This is a genomic window from Heliomicrobium gestii (assembly GCF_009877435.1).
GTDB classification, from domain to species: Bacteria; Bacillota; Desulfitobacteriia; order Heliobacteriales; family Heliobacteriaceae; genus Heliomicrobium; species Heliomicrobium gestii.
Genome location: NZ_WXEX01000015.1, coordinates 25,507 through 45,125, shown reverse-complemented (window position 1 = coordinate 45,125; position 19,619 = coordinate 25,507). Strand labels below are relative to the sequence as shown.

Sequence of the window (19,619 nt, the reverse complement as noted above, 5' to 3'; positions counted from 1 at the left end):
ACAAACTGACCGAGGAAATCCAGGAAAACAACGGCTCCGAGAAGTAGGTGACAACATGTCCGGTTTCTACGCCGTGTTGCTGCGGGAATACTGGTTTTTCCGCAGCCGCTTCTGGCAATTTACGACCAGCGCCATGATCTCGCCGATCCTCTACCTGATCGCCTTCGGCTGGGGCCTGGGCAAGGTGGTGCAGATGGAGGGCATCTCCTATTTCAACTTCATCATCCCCGGCATCGTCGCCCTGAGCACGATGAACGCCAGCTTCAACGCCGTGGCTACGCCCACCTCGATCGCCCGGCTCTATGACAAGACCTACGAGGAATACATCACGGCGCCGATCCGCGTCTGGTCCTACGCCGCCGGCAAGATCATCGCTGGGGCCTTGCGGGGAACCTATTCGGCGGCCATCCTGCTGACCCTCACCGTCCTGCTGCGGGCCGAGGTGCATATCACCGCCGGCTTCGTCTTGCTGCTCTTTTTGAATAGCCTCGTCTTCGCCAGCCTCGGCTTTCTCGCCGCCATGAAGATTCGCTCCCATCCCGACATGACCCGCTTCACGAGCTACTTCATCACGCCCATGTCCTTTCTCTGCGGCACCTTTTTCTCCGTCGACTCCGTTCCGGCGCTGGCCAAGCATCTCATCAACCTCCTCCCGCTCACCTATGCCAGCCTTGGCCTGCGGGCCATCGCGCTGGGGAACGATTTTCCCTGGCATGCCCCTGTGGTGCAACTGGCCTTCCTGGCCGCCTTCTGGGTGCTGGGCACGCGGGCCTGTTACCGGGTGGAGCAGAGCTGACGGCGCGCCGGAGCGCAAGCGGAGCAGGGCAGGGCAGGGGAGGATAGGGTAGGATAGGTCAGCACAGGGGAGGGGAGATAGGGGAGGGTTTTGATTGCCCCTGCCGGCAGATGGGTATATGATTAGAGAAGCTGAAGCGAGAACCTAAAACTTGGCAAGTCTATCTCGCCGTGGTGGCAAGCATCTGGGGCGGCATCTATGTCGTCCGCAAAAGGCACAAACAAAGCGTCCGGCATAACTGCCGAACGCTTTGTTTTCAGGAAGGGCATAATCATATTGTTTGATGGGGGAAGCTTCTGATATGGCAAACGCAAAAGTGAAATCGGACAAACCGGCCATTCTCCTTGTCGCCTTCGGCACGAGCGTGCCCGAAGGGCGGGCGGCCCTGGATCATATCGAGGCCGAGGTCAAAGCAGCCTTCCCTGGCGTAGAGGTGCGCTGGTCCTATACCTCCTCCATGATCCGCAAAAAAATCGCCCGGGAACAACAACTGCTCATCGACAGCCCATTGACGGCCCTGGCGAAACTGAGAGATGACGGCTACAACCAGGTGGTTGTTCACTCCCTGCATGTCTTTCCCGGCCGGGAGTACTGCGACCTTGAAGAGATCGTCAAAAGCCTCCAAACGATGCAGACCAGCGACGGCCCTGTCTTTGACAAACTGGTGCTCAGCGACTCGCTCCTTCATGAATTCAACGATTACCGGCGCGCCTGTGACGCCATCGCCGGCCTCATCCCGGAAAACAGCGACGAGGAAGCGCTGCTGCTCATGGGCCATGGGACCGACCACCGGGCCTTGAGCGCCTTCGGCTGCTTAAATGATCTCCTGCGCCACCAGTACCGGGGCCAGAACGTAATGCTCGCCACTGTCGAGGGCTACCCGGAGTTGCAACACGCCCTGGGCGACCTGGCCGCCAGCGGCGTGAAAAAGGTCAAGCTCGCGCCCTTTTTGGTCGTGGCCGGCGGCCATGCCCAAAAGGATATGGCCGGCGATGAGCCCCATTCCTGGAAAAGCCAGTTGGAAGCCAAGGGGTATGAGGTGAGCGCCCACATGCAAGGGTTGGGCGAGAACGACGCCATCGTCGGCATGATGGTGGATCACCTCAAGAAAGCCTGGGGATAGCCCAGGATGGCGCAAGCCATGGAGCACATCATCCAAGTCAACGCGGCCAATATCGAAAAAGAGCATATCTGCTGCGCCTTATCGAATGACAAAAAAGAACGTTGGCGGCGTAGTGGTCAAGGAGTGTTATTGCTTTTTTTGAAGAAGCCCGCTCATCGGCGGGCTTTTTGAATTTCAGAGGCATGGCTGAAAAAGGGCGACTCGGGGCCTGATTAGGATAAGCGGATCGGCCATTCACGTGAGCGAGATAAAGATAAAAAAGGCTACATAAAGTCGATGGGGTCAAACCTTCCGCCTAACACCGTCTCGGACGATCCGCCGAGGAATCGGTCGATCACCGTGGCATAAAGGCGCCGGAAGTCGGTGGTGAACTTCAGATCGCCCTGATCCAGGTCGGTCAACGAGGGATATTCGCCATACAGACCGCCTTTGACGGGCGCGCCGATGAAAAAGACCGGTCCCGCTGTGCCGTGATCGGTGCCGCCGGATGCGTTCTCGTGGACGCGCCGGCCAAACTCGGAAAAGAGCAGGAGCAACACCTGATCAGCCTTGCCGGATTCGTCCAGGTCCTGGCAGAAATGGCTGACAGCCTCGTCAACCTGTTTCAGTTGATTGGTTTGGGTCTGCACCTGTCCGGCGTGAGTGTCGAAGCCGCCCAGTTGGGTGTAGATGACTTGCGTCTGCGTTTCCCCTTTGATCAAAGCGGCCGCGTCGGCCAAGGCTCGTCCCAGGGTTGTCGACGGGTAGCCTTGCGACGTCCCTTTGAGGCGCTCCACTTGTTCCACAGAGGCGATCAGGCTGTTGCCTTTTCGTTTCACTGAGAGGTATGGGTCGGTGGATGCTGCCGTTGCATACATCTGTTTAAACGCCTCGACCAGGGCCGTCTCCTTGGCTAATTTGTAGTTGTTCAGCGAAGGGATGACTGGAACGGACAGTTCGCCAGAAAGCGCCAGCAACATCTGGTTGCCGATGACAACGGCCCGCATGGGGTGATTGGCATCGGGTGTCGAGGCCATGTAGCGCGCCAACCAGCCTTGTTGCGCCCGGGTATCCGGATCGGCCAGGTTCCAGATGTCCATGGAGCGAAAATGAGAGCGGTCCGGTTTGGGATAGCCGACACCTTGGGCGATGGCCACGCGCCCAGCCCCATAAAGGCGATGGATGCCTGCAAGAGCAGGGGACAGACCGACCTGCTCATCAAGGGGCAGGACCGCATCGGCTTTGACGGCAATGGTGGGTCGGTTATTGTAATAAGCGTCATTCTGATAGGGAATGAGGGTGTTGAGCCCGTCGTTCCCACCGGCCATTTGGATGACGACGAGGGTTCTGTCGGTGCGGGGCGCCGAACCTGTGCCGGCAAAAGCCAATTGTGCCGGGAAAAGCCCGTTGGCGCATCCGCTGAGGGCGCCGGCGCCCAAGACCGCAGTGGTGATGCCGGCGCCGACGAGAAACTGCCTGCGTGTGATCGAATCCATGGCGGGCCTCCTACAACCTCTGGTTTTCCGGCGAGATGAGCAGCAGCGCGAGGAGTCCCTGGGCCTTGGTCGCTGACCAGGCGCCCTGGGCGTAGCCAAGCAAGGCCGCACGGCTACTGGCGGACAGAGCCAGGCACAACTGTTGGGACCACTGCGCCAACGCCGCCTCTGCCGTTGGCGGCAACGATTGGACCAGAAGCCCCTGCTTCGCCAGGCGGGCGGCCTCCTGGGCAAACTGAAAGCGTGAACGCAACGTGGCGCTGTTCAGCCAGACCTCGCCGCCGGGCCATCCGGCCACGTTGGGCGGCGTAAACAGCAACTGCCCCATCTCGTTCATCCAGTGGGAGATCTGGTCTGCCGTCAGGCGGATGCCGGTGAGGCGGACAGTCTCGGCGAGAAACTGGGTGGGGTATTTTACCAGGCTTCGTTCCTGGGCGGCCTGAACAAATTCCTTCCGGGCAAAGAGCGCGCCCAGGAGCGCTTTCATATCGTAATCGCTCTGGCGATAGAGTCCGGCCAGTTCCTCGACCAGCGCCGGCTCGGGATTCTCCCGGTAAAAATGGCGCAGCACCTTGGCGGTGATGAACCGGGCTGTCTGGGGATGTTCCAGAAGCAGGTGTATGACGCCGTCGGCGTCGAAGGGGCCGCTTTTTGCAAAGAGGGTCTTGGCGCCCGCGTCATGGATTTTTTTGTTAAAGACGCTTTGGCCCGCCTTGTCCACCTGCCAGCCCGTAAAGGCCCGGGCGGCGTTTTTGATGTCCATTTCCGTGTAATGGCCCACGCCCAGGGTGAAGAGTTCCATCACTTCGCGGGCGTAGTTCTCATTGGGCGCTTTGGCGGTGTTGCGGTTGCCGTCGAGCCAGAGCAACATGGCGGTATCGCGCGTCACCGCTTTCAGCAGATCGCCGAACTTGCCCAAGCCGTGCCGGTAGAAGAGGTCGTACTGGCGGGCCATGTAGAGACTGCGTGTCACCTTGACTGAGGAGGTCGCAAAATGGTTGTGCCAGAAGAGGGCCAGCTTTTCCTGGAGGGGAAAAGACCCTTCGGTCATCCGTTGCAGCCAAGCGGCCCGCAGGGCTTTCAGATTCTCTTGCTCCCGCTGGCGGCGGGCTTTCTTGGCTTCTTCGTCTTTGAGCGGTTCGCCGCCATCATCGTTGACGACACCGGTTAGGGAGGGGGGATGGGGGTCTGTTTGCAGCCAGGCCTCGGGAGCCGCTGCATTTATTGGGGTGGGATAGGTAAGGCTGCCTCCGAAGCCGGCCCTTCGCAGCAACGCCTGACAGAGCGCTTCGTCGCCAGTGGCGGTTGCCGTTGCCGCATTTGAAGCACTTGCCGGAGCGGGGTTTGTCCCTCGGATGGGCGTCGTGGCCGGGCTAGATGTTCCGGTAGAACGGGATGTCCCCGTAGGGCTGGGCGTCCCGGTCGGGTTAGACGTCCTAGTCAGGATAGGAGGGTTTGACGGAATGGAGGTGCTCAGCGAGGCAGACCCTGTTGCCTCGGAAAGGAACGTGCGATGGAGTTCAGTTGCCATCTCTGCCCAACGACCTTTCACACAAAAAGGAAGTGTTTTTTTTATTGTAGCACCGATCACAGGGAAGGGGGCGTTTTTGGTCAGCAAAAACGCCCCCTGTGGTACCACAGGCGGCGGAAGGAGTGGGGTGGGAGAGACAGAAGAATAAGTCCGTAAGGAACTCCTACAGAACGATGTCATTATTTGATGATGGGAGCGTCTGTTGATATAACCAACGAAAGAGCAAAAGCTGGGAGATCGGTTCTTTTGATAAAAAGAAAAATGGGCTATAATTATATATATCTTTTAGACTTTAAATATATAGTTTTAAGGGGATGCCCGTCATGATGTCGTTTCGAAATGAAAAGCTGGAGAGAGCGTCCTGGCCCAATTCCGTCATCTCACTGCTGACGCGAATTGCCGAGTACAAAGGGAAGCAGGCGCTTTTTGAGCGGCAGATTCCGGAGATTTTGAAGGCGATGAAAGAAACGGCCGTCATCCAGAGCACAGAAGCGTCGAACCGGATCGAAGGCATCTATGTGTCGACCCGGCGGATCACCGCGCTGGTCCAGGAGAAGTCGGAACCGAAAAACCGGTCAGAGGCAGAGGTGGCCGGCTATCGTGACGTGCTGAAACTGATCCATGAATCGGCGCCCTATATCCCTGTGAACGAAAACGTGATTCACCAGTTTCACCGGGATCTCATGAACTACGCGACCGGCGCAGGTGGCTCCTGGAAGGCCTCCGAAAACTATATCCGAGAGACGCTTCCGTCGGGAGAAACAAGGGTTCGGTTCCAAACGGTCCCGGCTGTGATGACCCCGGATGCGATGAAGGAATTGACGGAGCGGTATGAACAGGTAAAAAACCAGGGCACGGTCAATGAATTGCTGATCATGGCCGCTTACGTTCTTGACTTTTTGTGCGTCCATCCCTTTCCTGACGGGAACGGGAGAATGGCCCGTTTGCTGACCCTGTTGCTGTTGTACCGGAGCGGCTACGAGGTTGGACGCTACATCAGTCTGGAAAAGGTGATCGAGGAAGACAAAGAGCATTATTATGACGCCCTGCATCGCTCGTCCCTTGGCTGGCATGAGGGGCGGCATGTGCTGCTGCCTTGGACGGAATTTTTCTTGTCCATGCTGCTGAAAGCGTACCAGCGTTTTGAGGAACGGGTTGGCGTCGTGTCGGAAGCCAACCGGAAACGGGGTTGGAAGGAAGAAAAGGTCCAGGAAGTGGTCCTGGCTATGCTGGCCGACTTCAGTTTTTCCGATATTCAGGAACGCTGCCCCGGAATCAGCCGGCCAACCATTCAGAAGGTCCTCAATCGGTTGGCGAGGCAGGATGTCATCGTCTGTATTGAGTATGGGAGAAATGCGAGGTGGAGAAAGATCATCATGTAAAACCTTTTTGCATTCATGTGGGCATATAGAAAAGACTCGCTCTAGTGACTTTTAGGAAAGCCCGCGACAACGGCGGGCTTTTTGCGTGTCAGCAATAGGGTGAAAAGGTTGTGTCATTTTCATTTACTTGGGCAACCTGAATGACCGTTGCCGTTGGGGGTGACAGCATACTTTGAGCCGTATATCGATTTTACTTTGGTCGTTATTTTTAGTATCTGGGGCATCAGTATACGTTTTATCATTTTTTCCTAGTTACCTTGAATGGAAATCCCAATTTACGAATGCTCCTATTGAAAAAATTAAACGCAGGGAGCAGACCATAGCGATTCTTCTATTTGTTCCAGGTATTCTGGGTTTATTTAAGGCTTTGATAGGATAACAAGGAACGCAACGGGCTATGCGCAAAAGGACATGGGCGGGTCTCCGGATGATCCACAGGTGGTGCGACCGGAAGGGCCTGTTTGCTTGAGGAGCGCCATAACCTATAATCGCTGGGCGTCCCCCAGTTCTCAAACCGATGATAATTCGGGTTTGTCGAGTCAAAATAAATCAGGATGGGTGCATGATCCAATTCGGGGTGCGCCATAAAAAATTGAGCATCTCCATATCGAATCGCCGCTAACGCCAGCGGCAATTCGCGCCGAAAGATGCGATCGCGTCGAGCCGATAGGGGAGCAAACTGACCATTCACGTAAACATAGACATACAAAATGATCGTGCCGTCATACCATCGGCATTCCGCCAGGACTTCATCGCGCAGGCTGTTGATTTTTTCGTAGGCGTAGGCGCGACCTATCGTGAGAAAAAGCTCTCCTGTGATATCGGAGTGTGTTAACGTATATTTTCGTCCGATGACAGGTTCCGCCGGGGTCACGCCATCTCTGTATTCGACAACCAGCTTTTCCGGATTTAGCTGTTTCATATACTCCACCCCAGAGCAGTATATGAGAGCGTTTTAACGTTCGCGATTTCTCTCCCGCATGACTTCCTTCAACACATTGGTCCCGTTGATCGCCGCAGGAAACCCCGCATAGACCGTCATCAACAACATGATCTCGATGATCTGCGCCGCTTCCAACCCCACATTCAACCCCGCGTGGATATGAAACTTAAGTTGAGGCTGCGCATTGCCCAGTGCCGTCAACGCCGCGATCGTGGCGATTTGGCGGTATTTTTTATCGAGGTTGTCCCTGGCGTACACATCGGCGTAGTTGCTCAGGATGAGATTGATCAGGTCTGGCGAAAAGTCGGCATAGGCCTGTTCCAGCCGCGCCACCTGCTGCTCGTCCAACACCGAAAGCGCCTGGGCGCCCCGTGCATAGCGGTCCGCGTCCGAGCCCGCCCTGTGGTCAAGGTTCCCGGCGTTGTAGGGGCTTGCCGTGTTCGTCGGGGCTTCGCCGGTCCGGTCGGTGATCCCTTGCGCGCGGCGTTCCTGAAGGACATCCTGCAAGGCGTTCATTGCATTGATGCAGGTGGGAAAACCGGAATAGGCCGACATCTGTAGGATGATCTCTTTCACTTCGTTGATAGTGCAGCCGACATTCAAAGCGCCGTTGAAATGAACCTTCAACTGGGGCTGCGCGTTGCCCAGCGCCGTCAATGCCGCGACGACGGCGATTTCCTTCGATTTCAGATCCAAGCCGTCTCGGCAATAGATGTCGCCGAAGGCATACTCCACGATGTAGCGCACCAGATCAGGCGAGATTTCGTTGAGGCTGTTCTTCACCGCTTCTCCAGCGTGTCCATCCACTTCAAGCAGTTTTTTATAACCCCGTTCCCAGCGACTTTCCGCGTTCATGCAGCGTTTCCTCCATTTCATTGTAAATCTCGATTTTGCCGACCACGTACTCCCGGACTTCCAGCAGTTTGGCGATCTTGTCGTCCATCTCTTTGAGGTGTTCGCAGAGCAAGGCTTTTCGTTCGGAAACGGTGCTGTCCCCGAGATGGCGCAACCGCGCGTATTCCTGCATCTTGCGAATGCTCATCCCGGTGGCGCGCAAGCGGTTGATAAAGGCCAGCCAGCGCAAATCCGCTTCACTATACACCCGTTGCCCGGCGGCATTTCGTTGGATGTCCTTCAAAAGCCCGATGCTTTCGTAATAGCGCAGCGTATGGGGCTTTATTTTTGCCACCTCTGCCGCTTCTTTGACGCTGATGTCGGCCATGTGTGTCGCCTCCTGATCATAGCTTAGTGGTTCAAGTGTACTTGAAGTCAAGGGGGAATGCGAGAAAGCCTCAAGAGGACTCGAAAAAATAGGTGATGGCCTTTCGCTCGAGGAAGGGCTGATGACATGGACGAGAATCATTTCAGTATGTCGGAAGAGCGGATCACGTCCTTTTGGCAGGCCTGTAGCTCGGTTTGCAAACCAGAAACTAGGCGGATAACGAGGGAGAGCGTGTACGTCGCAGCCAGTTTAACAGTGAAGAAGGATAAAAACTGCTCGAATCCTATGATGTTCAGTTTTAGAACAACACCTTTCGGGAGATCAACATCGACACGACCTTTGGTAAAACCCATGTGATCCTCGCGGGAATGAGAAAAACCTCCCGTTACTGCTCCTGGACGAAACGAATGAGAACTCGCCATCATGTGGCACAAGAACATGGAAGAACTTTCGAAGCATTTCTTTGTCTTGGCCGTTTACACCTCGGAGCAGGACCTTTCCTTTAAATAATTTAAATGTATATTTGGAGATGATTATGAGGTAATAGAACAAGTACCTCTACAAAAATCATATGAATACGATTGTAAGCGATTGACGTTAATGGTATAATTAAATAGAAATTAACTTACAATTTATGGTTGTTGTTGACTATGAATGGTAAGATAAAAGAGTAGATATAACATCAATAGTTAATTAGTCTACGGATATAATAACAGCTGGTTAAAGTAAATAATATAAACATATAGGAGGGATCGGGTTGTGGATTGGGATGCTTCCCCAACATGGAGTGGTTATGTATATCAAGGTAAAGTTGCAATATACCATATGTTAAAAGTAATATGCGAGAGATTAGAAAAGGGTGAAAAATGTCCAATAGAATATAGTAAAGACCAAAGCAGTAATAAACTAGCGGAGTGTCATAATTATTTAATGGAGCTTGAGAAGGTAGAAGATTTTTCAATTAAAGATAAATTTCAGAATTACCTCACATTACATCAAGTAAAAGCGTATAAGACCCAAGAAATTAGTCACTATAGAAAGGCTATTTTAAAATTAGTACAAAATACAAATAGTTTTTCAAATTCAAAGGGTTACTTGCATTTAATAAAAGAAGTCCCCATAACTTATGGTAATTCTAACATTTCAACATATGAATATATTATTAACGGAACTATTAAAAATTACTGTGGATTGGAGGAAATTGAACAACTGATAAAAGAGAAAATAATTAAGATAAAATATCTACTAAAAAATGAGACATTAGCTACGTTCGATACGGAAGTTATATATTTATATTTTATGAATGTAATAGACCAGATAGTAAGAGAAAGACACAAGAATATTGATGATTTTGGACGAGGGAATTTTATAGTTGCACCTTATCCTTTTTGTTCTTTATGCGAATTATTAAATACAATTGAGATGGAAAGAGACTTATACTATACCAATAAATTAAAAAGTAAATTTATAAAAAAATTCGAAGAATACTATTATATTATTTTAGAAGTAAAAAGGAGGCTTTTGCAGGAAATAAATACTGACGTTCAAATAGCTTGTACCTCAGAAAAAAATTTTAAGTTGCATAAATACATGTGTCAACTTTGGAATTACTACGGTACTAAAGAAAAGTTTAGCTCTTTTTGTAAAATGGTAACCCCGGAACATAAAACAAACGAAAAGCTTAATGACGATGATTATCGAGCTTTAATTCCTGATAATTTATTAGCGGAGTTTTATTTTCCTACAACAGAACTACTGGTTAACAGTACCGCAAAAGCAAAAAATAATGGTGTATTTATTATTAATCAGAAAAAGTACATAATAACAAATATAACAAAGCCAAATTTAAATGGTTTGTGTAGCGAAGAAGAAGAAAAATTATTTAAAAAAATCCATGAGGACTTGCTAAGGAAAAAGATATTAAACAATCCATCAAATATTGACTTGCTTTATGAGGTTGATGCTTTAATTACGAAAGAAATTAATTTGGATCGAATTTACGATGATAGTTTTTGTGATGTATCTGAACTTTATGTAAATGAACTAGAAAATGAGTTAGATGGTGGGAGATTAAAAAATAATATTGTGCATATAAAAGAAGATATAGAGATAATAAGCTTAGATAAACTGAAAGAGAGGCTTAATAAATGAAGAACATAATTTTAGAAATTTTTCATGAGAACGGATTTGAAAAATTCAAAACACAACAAACTAATAACATAGAATTTTGGGGTCCTAGTAAAGCAAAACAGTCGTTAGAAGCATATTTTATAGTTGATTACCTGGATGACTCTGAATTCACTAATGTAGATGAAGTTAAAGAGAAATTTATTAAATATTACAACATAATCAATGACTCTGAAATACAAAAATCTGCCATGGAAAAAAACACTTACATAATAATATGTTTAAAAGTAAATATAACCTCGCTTGGAAAAGAAATTAGACAAGGTATTTTTGATATAGAAGAGGATCCACAAAAATTCAAGAAACACGTTTTGTTATACACCGAAAACCAAGTTAATCTTTTTAATAATATAAGAAAAAGCTATAACACAACTACAAATGCCTTGTATGATATTTTAAATAGCGACCACTTTCAGGAGTTTAAAAAAAATCCTGAGAATGATTCATTATATAGTTTAGTTGCAGGATTTTTTATTAAATTGCCTTTCCTAAGGTATAAAGGACAGGAAAGAATGATTGATGATTTAGCTTCGGTAATATTTAAAAAGATCCATGAAATAGGTGAAGATAAATCATTATTAGTTAATAAAATAATCAAAATCGATATTGATAGGATAAAAAGCATGAATACTAATGAGATTATTAGCCTTTTGAAAGGGGGTTTTAAGCAATGAATAATTACAAAATCAAATCGTTATATATTGAAAATTTTAAGCTCGTTGAAAAAGCAGTGCTTGATTTTGAGAATATTGATTTAATAGTATTAGATGGACCAAATGGCTTTGGAAAAACAACTATCTTTGATGCAATAGAATTAATTATTACCAATAAAATCAACAGAAATGCTACGATTATTACTTCAGATATGAGAACGGGTTTTGAGTATTCTCCTTATATAAAGAACAAAGAACTTGACATTATTTTAGTTGGTGAATTTATTAATAGTACGGGGAAGATTTTTTCTAAGATTATTTACATGTCACACAATGCTCCTACCACTACATCCAATAGACCTGAATGCTTTGATAGATTCAAGCCATATTACTATGATGGTAGTATTTTTAATGATTTAAATACAGTAAATATTACGTATACCGACTTGGTTGAACAATATTCAAATAAAGTCAAATCTATAATAACTGATCTAAAAGAAAATCAGGCAACTGAGTTTTCTAATGGAGTATTTAACTTTTTTAATAATTTTTATTATATTGAACAAGAGAACAATACTTACTACTTAAAATTACCTGAAAAAGATAGGATAAAACAAATTGATACCTTGTTTGGAACAGGATCCGAAAAAGAACAACTTAAAAAAATTGAAGAATTTTTAAACAAAATTAGAATTGAACATAGAACATTAAGTGCTCAAATAGATTTAATTAAACAAGAAATAGAGGAAGTTGAAAGAGAAATAAGTGGAAAGATAAAAACGGAGTCAATTAGCTATAGATCATTACTAAAGGATTGTGGAGTACATAAGGATTGGGATAGAGAGGATATACAAGTCACAAAAGAAAATAAAGATAAAATCGATGAAGAAATTCAACTGCTGGAACATTATGTAAAGTTTAATGTTGACTATAGGAATGATAATTTTAACAAAACTATTGATAATTACATTGAAAAAAAGGAGCTCATGCGCAATGCTACAATATTAGGGTATTGGATACAAAACAATGATGAATTATACAATCAAATTGTTAAGAAATATAATAATTCAAAAATTGCACATGAAAGTTTAGTTAATTTACAAAAGGAGAGTATAATAACAAAAATTAACGATGCAATTATTGATAAATTAAAAGAGATTTTAGGTGGAAATCATGATTATGACGCGATAAAGATATCTTTGAAGAATATAGTTTTGAAACAAAAAGGTTCGGGTGAATTATCGAAACTTATTCAAAATATGAATAACACAAGAATGTCGCTTATGAGAGTATATGATGAAGTTCGAGATAAAACAGTCTTGACTGATAATGAATGTCCGTTATGCGGCTATACGTGGGAAACGTATGAAAAAATGATCGAGAATATCACAAGCAAAAGGCAAAGTCTATTAAGTTTACTCGATAGTTCTACAAAAGAAATTGAAGATGACATAGATGTTTTGTACAACAAACATATAAATTTACTGATCAATTCTATCAATGAATATTTAAAAACTTCCGACAATATTGTAGATGATGACTTTTTTATTCAGATTACTAAAACTTATAAACATAAGTCTGAAGTCGCTAAATATTTAAAGTGGTGTACGGATAATAAATTTGATTTCTTTCGGTTCTGTAATCAGAAAAAAGAAGCATACTTATTTACGGATGAAGTATATAAAACTATTTGCGATGAAATGAAAGGTTTAAAAAAGGAAATATCACCTGAATTCATAGAAGTAGAAAAAGTGCCAATTTCAAAATTGAAACACATATTTGATTCTTGTTTTGGTAGCAAGATTGAAAATATAGCGTTTGTTACGTTGGAACATATTAAAGAGAAGAAGATGTACATTGAAAGCGTATATTTTAATGCGTTATATACAAAAAAACAAAATTTAGTTGAAAGGAAACGAAAAGAAACAGAAAAGTTTGATGTATTGAATAACTGGACGAAAGGGATTCAAAAAGATGATGTAAGAAACAAAATGCCTTTATATACCATTTGTGACATATACAGCAAAGAAATTAGCAAGAGACATAAAAAGTTAATTCAAGATGTTGAGATCCCTTTTTACATATTTAGCGGCAAGATTTTACAATATTACCAAAAAGGCATTGGCGTTTTTTTAGACACAGGGGATGATAAGAATTCAGCAAAGAGTATTAGATTTATCAGTGACATAAAAAACAAACACGATGTAGTGCACTCTATGAGTTCGGGACAGATTGCGGGTGTAGTAATTGCATGGTCTTTAGCATTAAACAAGGTATATAGTAGTCAAAACAACTTCAATGCAATATTAATTGATGACCCTGTTCAAACTATGGACGATATTAATATGGCTTCTTTAGTCGATCTTCTGAGGAATGAGTTCTCAGATAAGCAACTAATCATTTCAACACATGAAGATTATGTATCGAGATATATGAGATATAAATTTAAGAAAAGTGGTTTAACGGAAAAATGCATTAATGTTAAGGAAAAGTTAGCGTAAAAAAGGTTAGCAATTTTGCAGGAACAACATTTAAACAGTATTTGGATTCCCCCCTCCCTTGACATCCCCCTCCCCAACACGCTATATTACAGGTTGGACACATATCGACAGGACGAGTCGAGCGATGATCCAATCGCGATAAGTACGTGGATTGACTCGTCCCTGGCCGGCGTTTTAGGCGGTCCGGGGATGGGTTTTTGTTTATTTTCAAGGAGGCGTTTAGGCTTTGGAATTCACCGGCAACCGGGTACGGCAGCTCTTTCTCGAATACTTCGAGCAAAAAGGACATACCATCGTCGCCAGTTCCTCCCTGGTCCCTCACAATGATCCCACCCTGCTCTTTTCCAACGCCGGCATGAACCAGTTTAAGGACGTCTTCCTCGGCTTCGAGAAGCGTCCCTACGTGCGGGCCACCACGTCCCAAAAGTGCGTCCGCGCCGGCGGCAAGCACAACGACCTAGACACAGTCGGGCGGACGGCCCGTCACCATACCTTTTTTGAGATGCTCGGCAACTTCTCTTTTGGCGACTATTTTAAAAAGGACGCCATCCGGTTTGCCTGGGAGTTCCTGACCGAAGTGTGCCAGTTGCCGAAGGACAAGCTCTACGCCACCGTCTACCTCGATGATGACGAAGCCTTCGCCCTCTGGCGCGACATGATCGGCGTGCCCGAAGAGCGCATCCTGCGCCTCGGTGAAAAGGATAACTTCTGGGCAATGGGCGACACGGGCCCCTGCGGCCCCTGTTCGGAGATCCTCATCGACCGCGGCGAGCACCTGCGTTGCAAAGCCGACGAGTGCGCCATCGGCAAGTGTGACTGTGACCGCTGGCTTGAGATCTGGAACCTCGTCTTTATGCAGTACAACCGCGACGAAAACGGTGTCATGACGCCGCTGCCCCGGCCCTCCATCGACACGGGCATGGGCCTGGAGCGCGTCACCTCGGTCCTGCAAAACGTGGGCTCCAACTACGACACGGATCTGATGCGGCCCATTATCGCCTTTGTGGAGCAACTCTGCGGCCAAGTCTATCACCGCGACGACCGGGGCTTTCCTTTCCGCGTCATCGCCGACCATATCCGCTCCTGCACCTTCCTGATCACTGACGGCGTTCTGCCGGGCAACGAAGGCCGCGGCTACGTGCTGCGCCGCATCCTGCGCCGGGCCGTCCGCTTTGGCAAGGTCCTCGGCATCGACAAGCCTTTCATGCACGAGATCGTCCCCGTCGTCGTCGAACTGATGGGCGCGGCCTATCCGGACATCCGCGAGAAGCAGGACTTCGTTCGTAAGGTGATCAAGATCGAAGAAGAGCGCTTCCACGAGACCCTCACCGACGGCATGCGCATCGCCGCTGACATGGTGGCCAAGGTCAAGCAGGAGGGCGGCAACGTCCTGCCCGGCAAGCAGGCCTTCACCCTCTATGACACCTACGGCTTCCCCCTCGACCTGGCCGAGGACATCGCCGAGGAAAACGGCCTCACCGTCGACAAGGACGGCTTCCAACAAGCGATGGAAGCCCAGCGTGAGCGCGCCCGAGCAGCCCGCCAGGACACCGTCTACGGCGCCGGCATGGAACTCTGGGCCGAACTGCTCCAGCAACTCGGGCCGACCGTCTTCACCGGCTACGGCAAGACCGCTGGCGAGAGCGTCGTCAAAGCCATCGTCACTGGCGCCGAGCGCGTCACTGAGGCGGGCGCCGGCACCGCCGTTCAGGTGGTTCTCGCCGAAACCCCCTTCTATGCCGAATCGGGCGGCCAGATCGGCGACATGGGCCTCTTGCGCGCCGGCGACGCCGTCGTCCGCGTCGACGATACGAAAAAAATGGCCGGCGGCCTACACGTCCACTTCGGCGTCGTGGCCGAAGGCTCTATAAAGGAAGGCGATGCCATCACCGCCGAGGTCGACAGCAACCGTCGTTTGGCCATCGCCCGCCACCACAGCGCCACCCACCTCACGCACAAGGCGTTAAAGGAAGTGCTCGGCGAGCACGTCAATCAGGCCGGCTCCCTCGTCACGCCCGACCGGCTGCGCTTTGACTTCTCCCACTTCAGCCCCCTCACGAAGGACGAGTGGAATCGCATCGAAGCGGCCGTCAACCAGGCCGTCTTCCAGGCCCTGCCCGTCGAGGTCTTTGAAACGTCCATCGACGAGGCCAAGGCCATGGGGGCTACAGCGCTCTTTGGCGAAAAATACGGTGATACGGTGCGCGTCGTCCGCATGGGCGACTACTCGATGGAACTCTGCGGCGGCACCCACCTGGGCAACACCAGCCAGGTCGGCCTCTGCAAGCTCGTCTCCGAAAGCGGCATCGGCGCGGGCTTGCGCCGCATCGAGGCCGTCACCGGCGAAGCGGCCCTTGCGTACCTGAACGAGCAGGAAGAGACCGTCCGCACGCTGTCTGAAAAGCTCAAAGTCCCTGCTGCTGAAGTGACCAACCGCGTCGATTCCCTCCAGGCCCAGCTTCGCGAGAAGGACCGCGAGATCGAGCAACTGCTCGGCCGCTTGGCCAAGTACCAGGTCGACGACCTCCTGGCCGGCAAAGAGGAGATCAACGGCGTCACCGTCCTGGCCGCCAAGGTGCAAGCGCCCGACATGGACGCCTTGCGCTCCATGTCTGACCTGCTCAAAGAAAAACTCGGCTCTGGCGTGTTGATCCTCGGCGCTGTCGCCGGTGACAAGGTGAACCTTGTCGCCGCCGCCACGAAGGACATCGTTGGCCGCGGCGTCCATGCCGGCAACCTGGTCAAGGAAGCCGCCAAGGCCTGCGGCGGCGGCGGCGGCGGTCGCCCTGACATGGCCCAGGCGGGCGGCAAAGATCCGTCCAAACTGGCCGACGCCCTGGAAGCGGCGAAAAAGCTCCTCAAGAGTCAGATTAAATAGGCTAAAAGTAGAGGAAAATAGAAACTGGCGCAGAATAATATGGTTGGAGAGAGCATTTCTGCACTAGCTTTCGATTACCCGGGCTTCTGTCTGCCCAAGCTTTCTATGCTACCCATGCGTTTTGTTCGAGCGTGATTCCGTTGGGGGGTTGGGACCGATGGCAAACGATACCTTTGACCAAACCATGATGTTCCAGGCGAAGACGGAAGATGAGTTGGCCACCAGCGATATTCTCCGCACCGTCTATGAAGCGTTGAAGGAGAAAGGCTACAACCCCATTAACCAGTTGGTGGGCTACCTTCTCTCCGGGGACCCCGCCTACATCACCAGCCATAAAAACGCCCGCAGCCTGATCCGCCGGCTCGAGCGCGATGACCTCTTAGAAGAACTTGTACGTTTTTACCTGGAGAGCCATGATGAGGAGAAATCTCAGTAACTCAAGCGGTAACGCGATCGGTAACGTAATCGGTTACGCGATCGACCATTCGACACTCGGCCATACCAGTCTTGGCTCACGCGGCGACTCAACACGCAGCAACACAAGACGTGGCAAAGTGCGACTCGGCAGATCGGGACTGGAAGTGTCCCGCCTTTGTTTTGGCAGCCTGACGATCGGCCCGCTGCAAGGCTCGCTCCCCCTCGACCGGGGAGCGGCGCTGTTGCGGCAGGCCTTTTCGTCAGGCGTTACTTTTGTCGACACGGCTCAGATCTACGGCACCTACCCCTACATCCGGGAGGCCCTGCGGGGCTACCACCGCGACGGGGGTGATGTCGATGACGTGGTCATCGCCACCAAGTCCTACGCCTACAGCGCTGAAGGGATGCAGGACGCCCTGGAAGAGGCGCGGCGGGAACTGGACCGGGATGTGATCGACATCTTCCTGCTCCATGAGCAGGAGAGCGAGCATACCCTGCGCGGCCACCGGGAAGCCTTCGAATACCTGCTGGAAGCAAAAGCGCGGGGATGGGTGAGGGCCGTCGGTCTCTCGACCCATGCCGTCGCCGCCGTCCGCGCCGCCGCCGCCATGGACGACGTCGATGTGATCCACCCGTTGATCAACATGGAAGGCATCGGCATCCTCGACGGCACGGCTGCCGAGATGCTCGCCGCCATCGCCGAGGCCCACCGGGCAGGGAAGGGGATCTACGGCATGAAGGTCCTCGGCGGCGGCAACCTCCACGCGAAAGCGCCGGAAGCCCTCGCCTGGGCGCTCGCCCAGCCCCACCTGGACGCCATCGCCATCGGCATGCAGTCTGAACGGGAATTGGAAGTGAACCTGCGCCTCTTCGCCGGGAAAGCCGTCTCCGAGGAGAACTGGCGCGAGGTGCAGGGGCGGGGGAGACGGCTTCTCATCGAAGACTGGTGCACCGGTTGCGGCCGCTGTGTGCCGGCCTGCCCCCAGGGGGCGCTGCGTGTAGTAGAAGAACCGCTGGAAAAATCCCGCTGTGAATCTGAGGATAGCGGAAAGACCACGGAAGCGAACGAAGGGGTACCTATTGAGACGGGTACCGCTGGCACCGAGACAGGTACCAAGGCTGGCACCAAGGCTGGCACCAAGACTGGTATCGAGACTGGCACCAAGACTGATATAGAGACTGGTATCAAGACTGGTATCGAGGCTTCTACCGAGGCTTCTACCGAGACGGGTAACGAGACTGCCCGCGACTGGGGAGAACCGTTGCCCCGAGCTGTCGTCGACCCGGCCTGCTGCCTCCTCTGCGGCTACTGCTCGCGCATGTGCCGGGATTTTTGCATCAAGGTGGTATGAATGTTGCGGATCATGGGATTGGACGTAGGAGACAAGACCATCGGCGTCGCCGTCTCTGATCTGATGGGCTGGACGGCTCAGGGGATTGAGACGATCCGGCGAGGCCGCTTGGCCGCCGATATGGAGCGACTGAAGGAATTGGTCAAGGCCTATGAGGTCGAGCGGATCGTCTGTGGACTGCCGCGCAACATGAATGGCACTTACGGCCCCCGCGCCGAAGGCATCCGCGACTTTGGCCGCGTTGTCGGGGAGAAGCTAGATATCCCTGTCGACTACTGGGACGAGCGGTTGACCACCGTGGCGGCCCAGAAGACGCTCATCGCCGGCGACATGTCCCGGGCCAAGCGAAAACAGGTCGTCGACAAATTGGCCGCCGTGCTGATCCTGCAAAACTATCTGGACGCCAAAGCCCACCAACAGGCAAAAGCCCAGCGAGACGCCAGGGATGATGACGGGGCGGACAGCGATAATAACGATGACAGGCTGGACGAAGTGTAGGTTGGACGAAGCCAAAGGTTTGACGAACCGGCAGGCTTGGCCCCGCTGAAAGCCAGAATGAGGCCAAGGCGCGAAAAGACAAGGAAATCCCATTGGGACAATCCCGTTATGACAAAAAGTCTCACCACTCGACAGGATGAGACAAAATAAAATACGGTTACGAGGCGGCCTTGGGGGATATACTTAGCTTGAGCGTTCGTTGACAAGGGATGTCCCCTGGTATACAATGGCTTTAGTTTCGTAGCGAATAGAGGTGATTACCGGTGGATCAGGAACAAGAAAACATCATCGTTCTGACTGATGAAGACGGTAACGAGCTGGAGTTTGAAGAACTGGACCGCGTCGAAGTCGACGGCAAAGAGTACGCCATTCTTCTGCCCCTCGATGACGAAGAGGATGAAGCCATTATCCTCCGTGTCGAGTATGAAGAAAACGGCGAGGAAGTCTTCAGCCATATCGAAGACGACGAAGAATGGGAAAAAGTCGCTGACTTCTGGCAAGAACTGAGCGAAGAAGACGGCGAAGAAGAGTAATCCCGAATAAACCCTTGTACAGAGGGCCATCCGAGCATTCGGATGGCTTTTTGCTTTTTCTTGATTCGACATACACCGTCTTTATTCTTATCAATCTTGTTTTTTCCTCGCCCCTCTGCCTATAATGG

The 19,619-nt window shown here is 50.3% G+C and carries 17 protein-coding genes and 1 pseudogene; 12 read left to right on the top strand and 6 right to left on the bottom strand.

From position 1 onward, the window contains the following. Positions 1-55 precede the first annotated feature (55 nt). From GTO89_RS15080 to GTO89_RS15070, 3 genes are all read left to right on the top strand, one after another. Positions 56-796 (top strand): ABC transporter permease, encoded by a 741-nt coding sequence (locus tag GTO89_RS15080; protein ID WP_161262927.1) that lies wholly within the window; start codon positions 56-58, stop codon positions 794-796. Between the two features lie 301 nt (positions 797-1,097). Beyond that, a complete protein-coding gene (locus GTO89_RS15075; RefSeq protein WP_161262926.1) occupies positions 1,098-1,919 on the top strand; it encodes a sirohydrochlorin cobaltochelatase in 822 nt (273 codons plus the stop codon). 18 nt (positions 1,920-1,937) lie between these two features. Further along, positions 1,938-2,090, top strand: a complete 153-nt coding sequence (locus tag GTO89_RS15070; protein WP_161262925.1) for a hypothetical protein — start codon at positions 1,938-1,940, stop codon at positions 2,088-2,090. Positions 2,091-2,182: 92 nt separating this feature from the next. Here GTO89_RS15070 and GTO89_RS15065 read toward each other — a convergent pair whose 3' ends face one another. After that, positions 2,183-3,394 (bottom strand): DUF1501 domain-containing protein, encoded by a 1,212-nt coding sequence (locus GTO89_RS15065; protein ID WP_161262981.1) that lies wholly within the window; start codon positions 3,392-3,394, stop codon positions 2,183-2,185. A gap of 10 nt (positions 3,395-3,404) precedes the next feature. Continuing rightward, positions 3,405-4,667, bottom strand: coding sequence for a DUF1800 domain-containing protein (locus GTO89_RS15060; RefSeq protein WP_161262924.1), 1,263 nt, complete (start codon positions 4,665-4,667; stop codon positions 3,405-3,407). A gap of 581 nt (positions 4,668-5,248) precedes the next feature. On the opposite strand from GTO89_RS15060, the gene GTO89_RS15055 reads away from it, so the two are divergent. Continuing rightward, positions 5,249-6,307 carry a Fic family protein gene (locus GTO89_RS15055; protein WP_161262923.1) on the top strand — a complete coding sequence of 353 codons (1,059 nt, stop codon included), beginning with the start codon at positions 5,249-5,251 and terminating at the stop codon, positions 6,305-6,307. A 478-nt stretch (positions 6,308-6,785) separates the two neighbouring features. Here GTO89_RS15055 and GTO89_RS15050 read toward each other — a convergent pair. The 4 genes and pseudogenes from GTO89_RS15050 to GTO89_RS15035 all read right to left on the bottom strand — a co-directional run. Further along, positions 6,786-7,229: pseudogene (locus GTO89_RS15050) on the bottom strand (staygreen family protein); the annotation flags it as partial. A 33-nt stretch (positions 7,230-7,262) separates the two neighbouring features. Next, positions 7,263-8,105, bottom strand: a complete 843-nt coding sequence (locus tag GTO89_RS15045) for a carboxymuconolactone decarboxylase family protein (RefSeq protein WP_161262921.1) — start codon at positions 8,103-8,105, stop codon at positions 7,263-7,265. Beyond that, positions 8,071-8,472 (bottom strand): MerR family transcriptional regulator, encoded by a 402-nt coding sequence (locus tag GTO89_RS15040; protein ID WP_161262920.1) that lies wholly within the window; start codon positions 8,470-8,472, stop codon positions 8,071-8,073. The genes GTO89_RS15045 and GTO89_RS15040 overlap by 35 nt, the downstream gene beginning before the upstream one ends. A 137-nt stretch (positions 8,473-8,609) precedes the next feature. Continuing rightward, positions 8,610-8,825: a hypothetical protein gene (locus GTO89_RS15035; RefSeq protein WP_161262919.1), complete on the bottom strand. Its 216-nt coding sequence runs from the start codon at positions 8,823-8,825 to the stop codon at positions 8,610-8,612. 406 nt (positions 8,826-9,231) lie between these two features. On the opposite strand from GTO89_RS15035, the gene GTO89_RS15030 reads away from it, so the two are divergent. The 8 genes from GTO89_RS15030 (at position 9,232) to GTO89_RS14995 (ending at position 19,491) form a co-directional block, all read left to right on the top strand. Next, complete coding sequence (locus GTO89_RS15030) at positions 9,232-10,623, top strand: ABC-three component system protein (RefSeq protein WP_161262918.1); 1,392 nt, start codon at positions 9,232-9,234, stop codon at positions 10,621-10,623. Then, positions 10,620-11,333 (top strand): ABC-three component system middle component 1, encoded by a 714-nt coding sequence (locus GTO89_RS15025; RefSeq protein ID WP_161262917.1) that lies wholly within the window; start codon positions 10,620-10,622, stop codon positions 11,331-11,333. Before GTO89_RS15030 ends, GTO89_RS15025 begins: the two co-directional genes overlap by 4 nt. Next, positions 11,330-13,813 carry an AAA family ATPase gene (locus GTO89_RS15020; RefSeq protein ID WP_161262916.1) on the top strand — a complete coding sequence of 828 codons (2,484 nt, stop codon included), beginning with the start codon at positions 11,330-11,332 and terminating at the stop codon, positions 13,811-13,813. The genes GTO89_RS15025 and GTO89_RS15020 overlap by 4 nt, the downstream gene beginning before the upstream one ends. Positions 13,814-14,039: 226 nt before the next feature. Then, entirely contained in the window at positions 14,040-16,691 is a 2,652-nt protein-coding gene (gene alaS, locus GTO89_RS15015; protein WP_161262915.1) for an alanine--tRNA ligase, read from the top strand. A gap of 157 nt (positions 16,692-16,848) precedes the next feature. Beyond that, positions 16,849-17,127 (top strand): IreB family regulatory phosphoprotein, encoded by a 279-nt coding sequence (locus GTO89_RS15010; protein ID WP_161262914.1) that lies wholly within the window; start codon positions 16,849-16,851, stop codon positions 17,125-17,127. Between the two features lie 118 nt (positions 17,128-17,245). Beyond that, complete coding sequence (locus tag GTO89_RS15005) at positions 17,246-18,460, top strand: aldo/keto reductase (RefSeq protein WP_328793927.1); 1,215 nt, start codon at positions 17,246-17,248, stop codon at positions 18,458-18,460. Between the two features lie 3 nt (positions 18,461-18,463). Continuing rightward, positions 18,464-18,958 (top strand): Holliday junction resolvase RuvX, encoded by a 495-nt coding sequence (ruvX, locus tag GTO89_RS15000; RefSeq protein ID WP_204758269.1) that lies wholly within the window; start codon positions 18,464-18,466, stop codon positions 18,956-18,958. 263 nt (positions 18,959-19,221) lie between these two features. Then, positions 19,222-19,491 carry a DUF1292 domain-containing protein gene (locus tag GTO89_RS14995; protein ID WP_012281410.1) on the top strand — a complete coding sequence of 90 codons (270 nt, stop codon included), beginning with the start codon at positions 19,222-19,224 and terminating at the stop codon, positions 19,489-19,491. Positions 19,492-19,619: the final 128 nt, after the last annotated feature.

Bases quoted from the DNA above. Each gene is read 5' to 3' on its own strand.
- GTO89_RS15045 (WP_161262921.1), bottom strand. From the start codon at position 8,105: ATGAACGCGGAAAGTCGCTGGGAACGGGGTTATAAAAAACTGCTTGAA.
- GTO89_RS15010 (WP_161262914.1), top strand. From the start codon at position 16,849: ATGGCAAACGATACCTTTGACCAAACCATGATGTTCCAGGCGAAGACG.
- GTO89_RS15025 (WP_161262917.1), top strand. From the start codon at position 10,620: ATGAAGAACATAATTTTAGAAATTTTTCATGAGAACGGATTTGAAAAA.
- GTO89_RS15055 (WP_161262923.1), top strand. From the start codon at position 5,249: ATGATGTCGTTTCGAAATGAAAAGCTGGAGAGAGCGTCCTGGCCCAAT.
- GTO89_RS15075 (WP_161262926.1), top strand. From the start codon at position 1,098: ATGGCAAACGCAAAAGTGAAATCGGACAAACCGGCCATTCTCCTTGTC.
- GTO89_RS15070 (WP_161262925.1), top strand. From the start codon at position 1,938: ATGGAGCACATCATCCAAGTCAACGCGGCCAATATCGAAAAAGAGCAT.
- GTO89_RS15040 (WP_161262920.1), bottom strand. From the start codon at position 8,472: ATGGCCGACATCAGCGTCAAAGAAGCGGCAGAGGTGGCAAAAATAAAG.
- GTO89_RS15065 (WP_161262981.1), bottom strand. From the start codon at position 3,394: ATGGATTCGATCACACGCAGGCAGTTTCTCGTCGGCGCCGGCATCACC.
- GTO89_RS15080 (WP_161262927.1), top strand. From the start codon at position 56: ATGTCCGGTTTCTACGCCGTGTTGCTGCGGGAATACTGGTTTTTCCGC.
- GTO89_RS15035 (WP_161262919.1), bottom strand. From the start codon at position 8,825: ATGGGTTTTACCAAAGGTCGTGTCGATGTTGATCTCCCGAAAGGTGTT.
- GTO89_RS15020 (WP_161262916.1), top strand. From the start codon at position 11,330: ATGAATAATTACAAAATCAAATCGTTATATATTGAAAATTTTAAGCTC.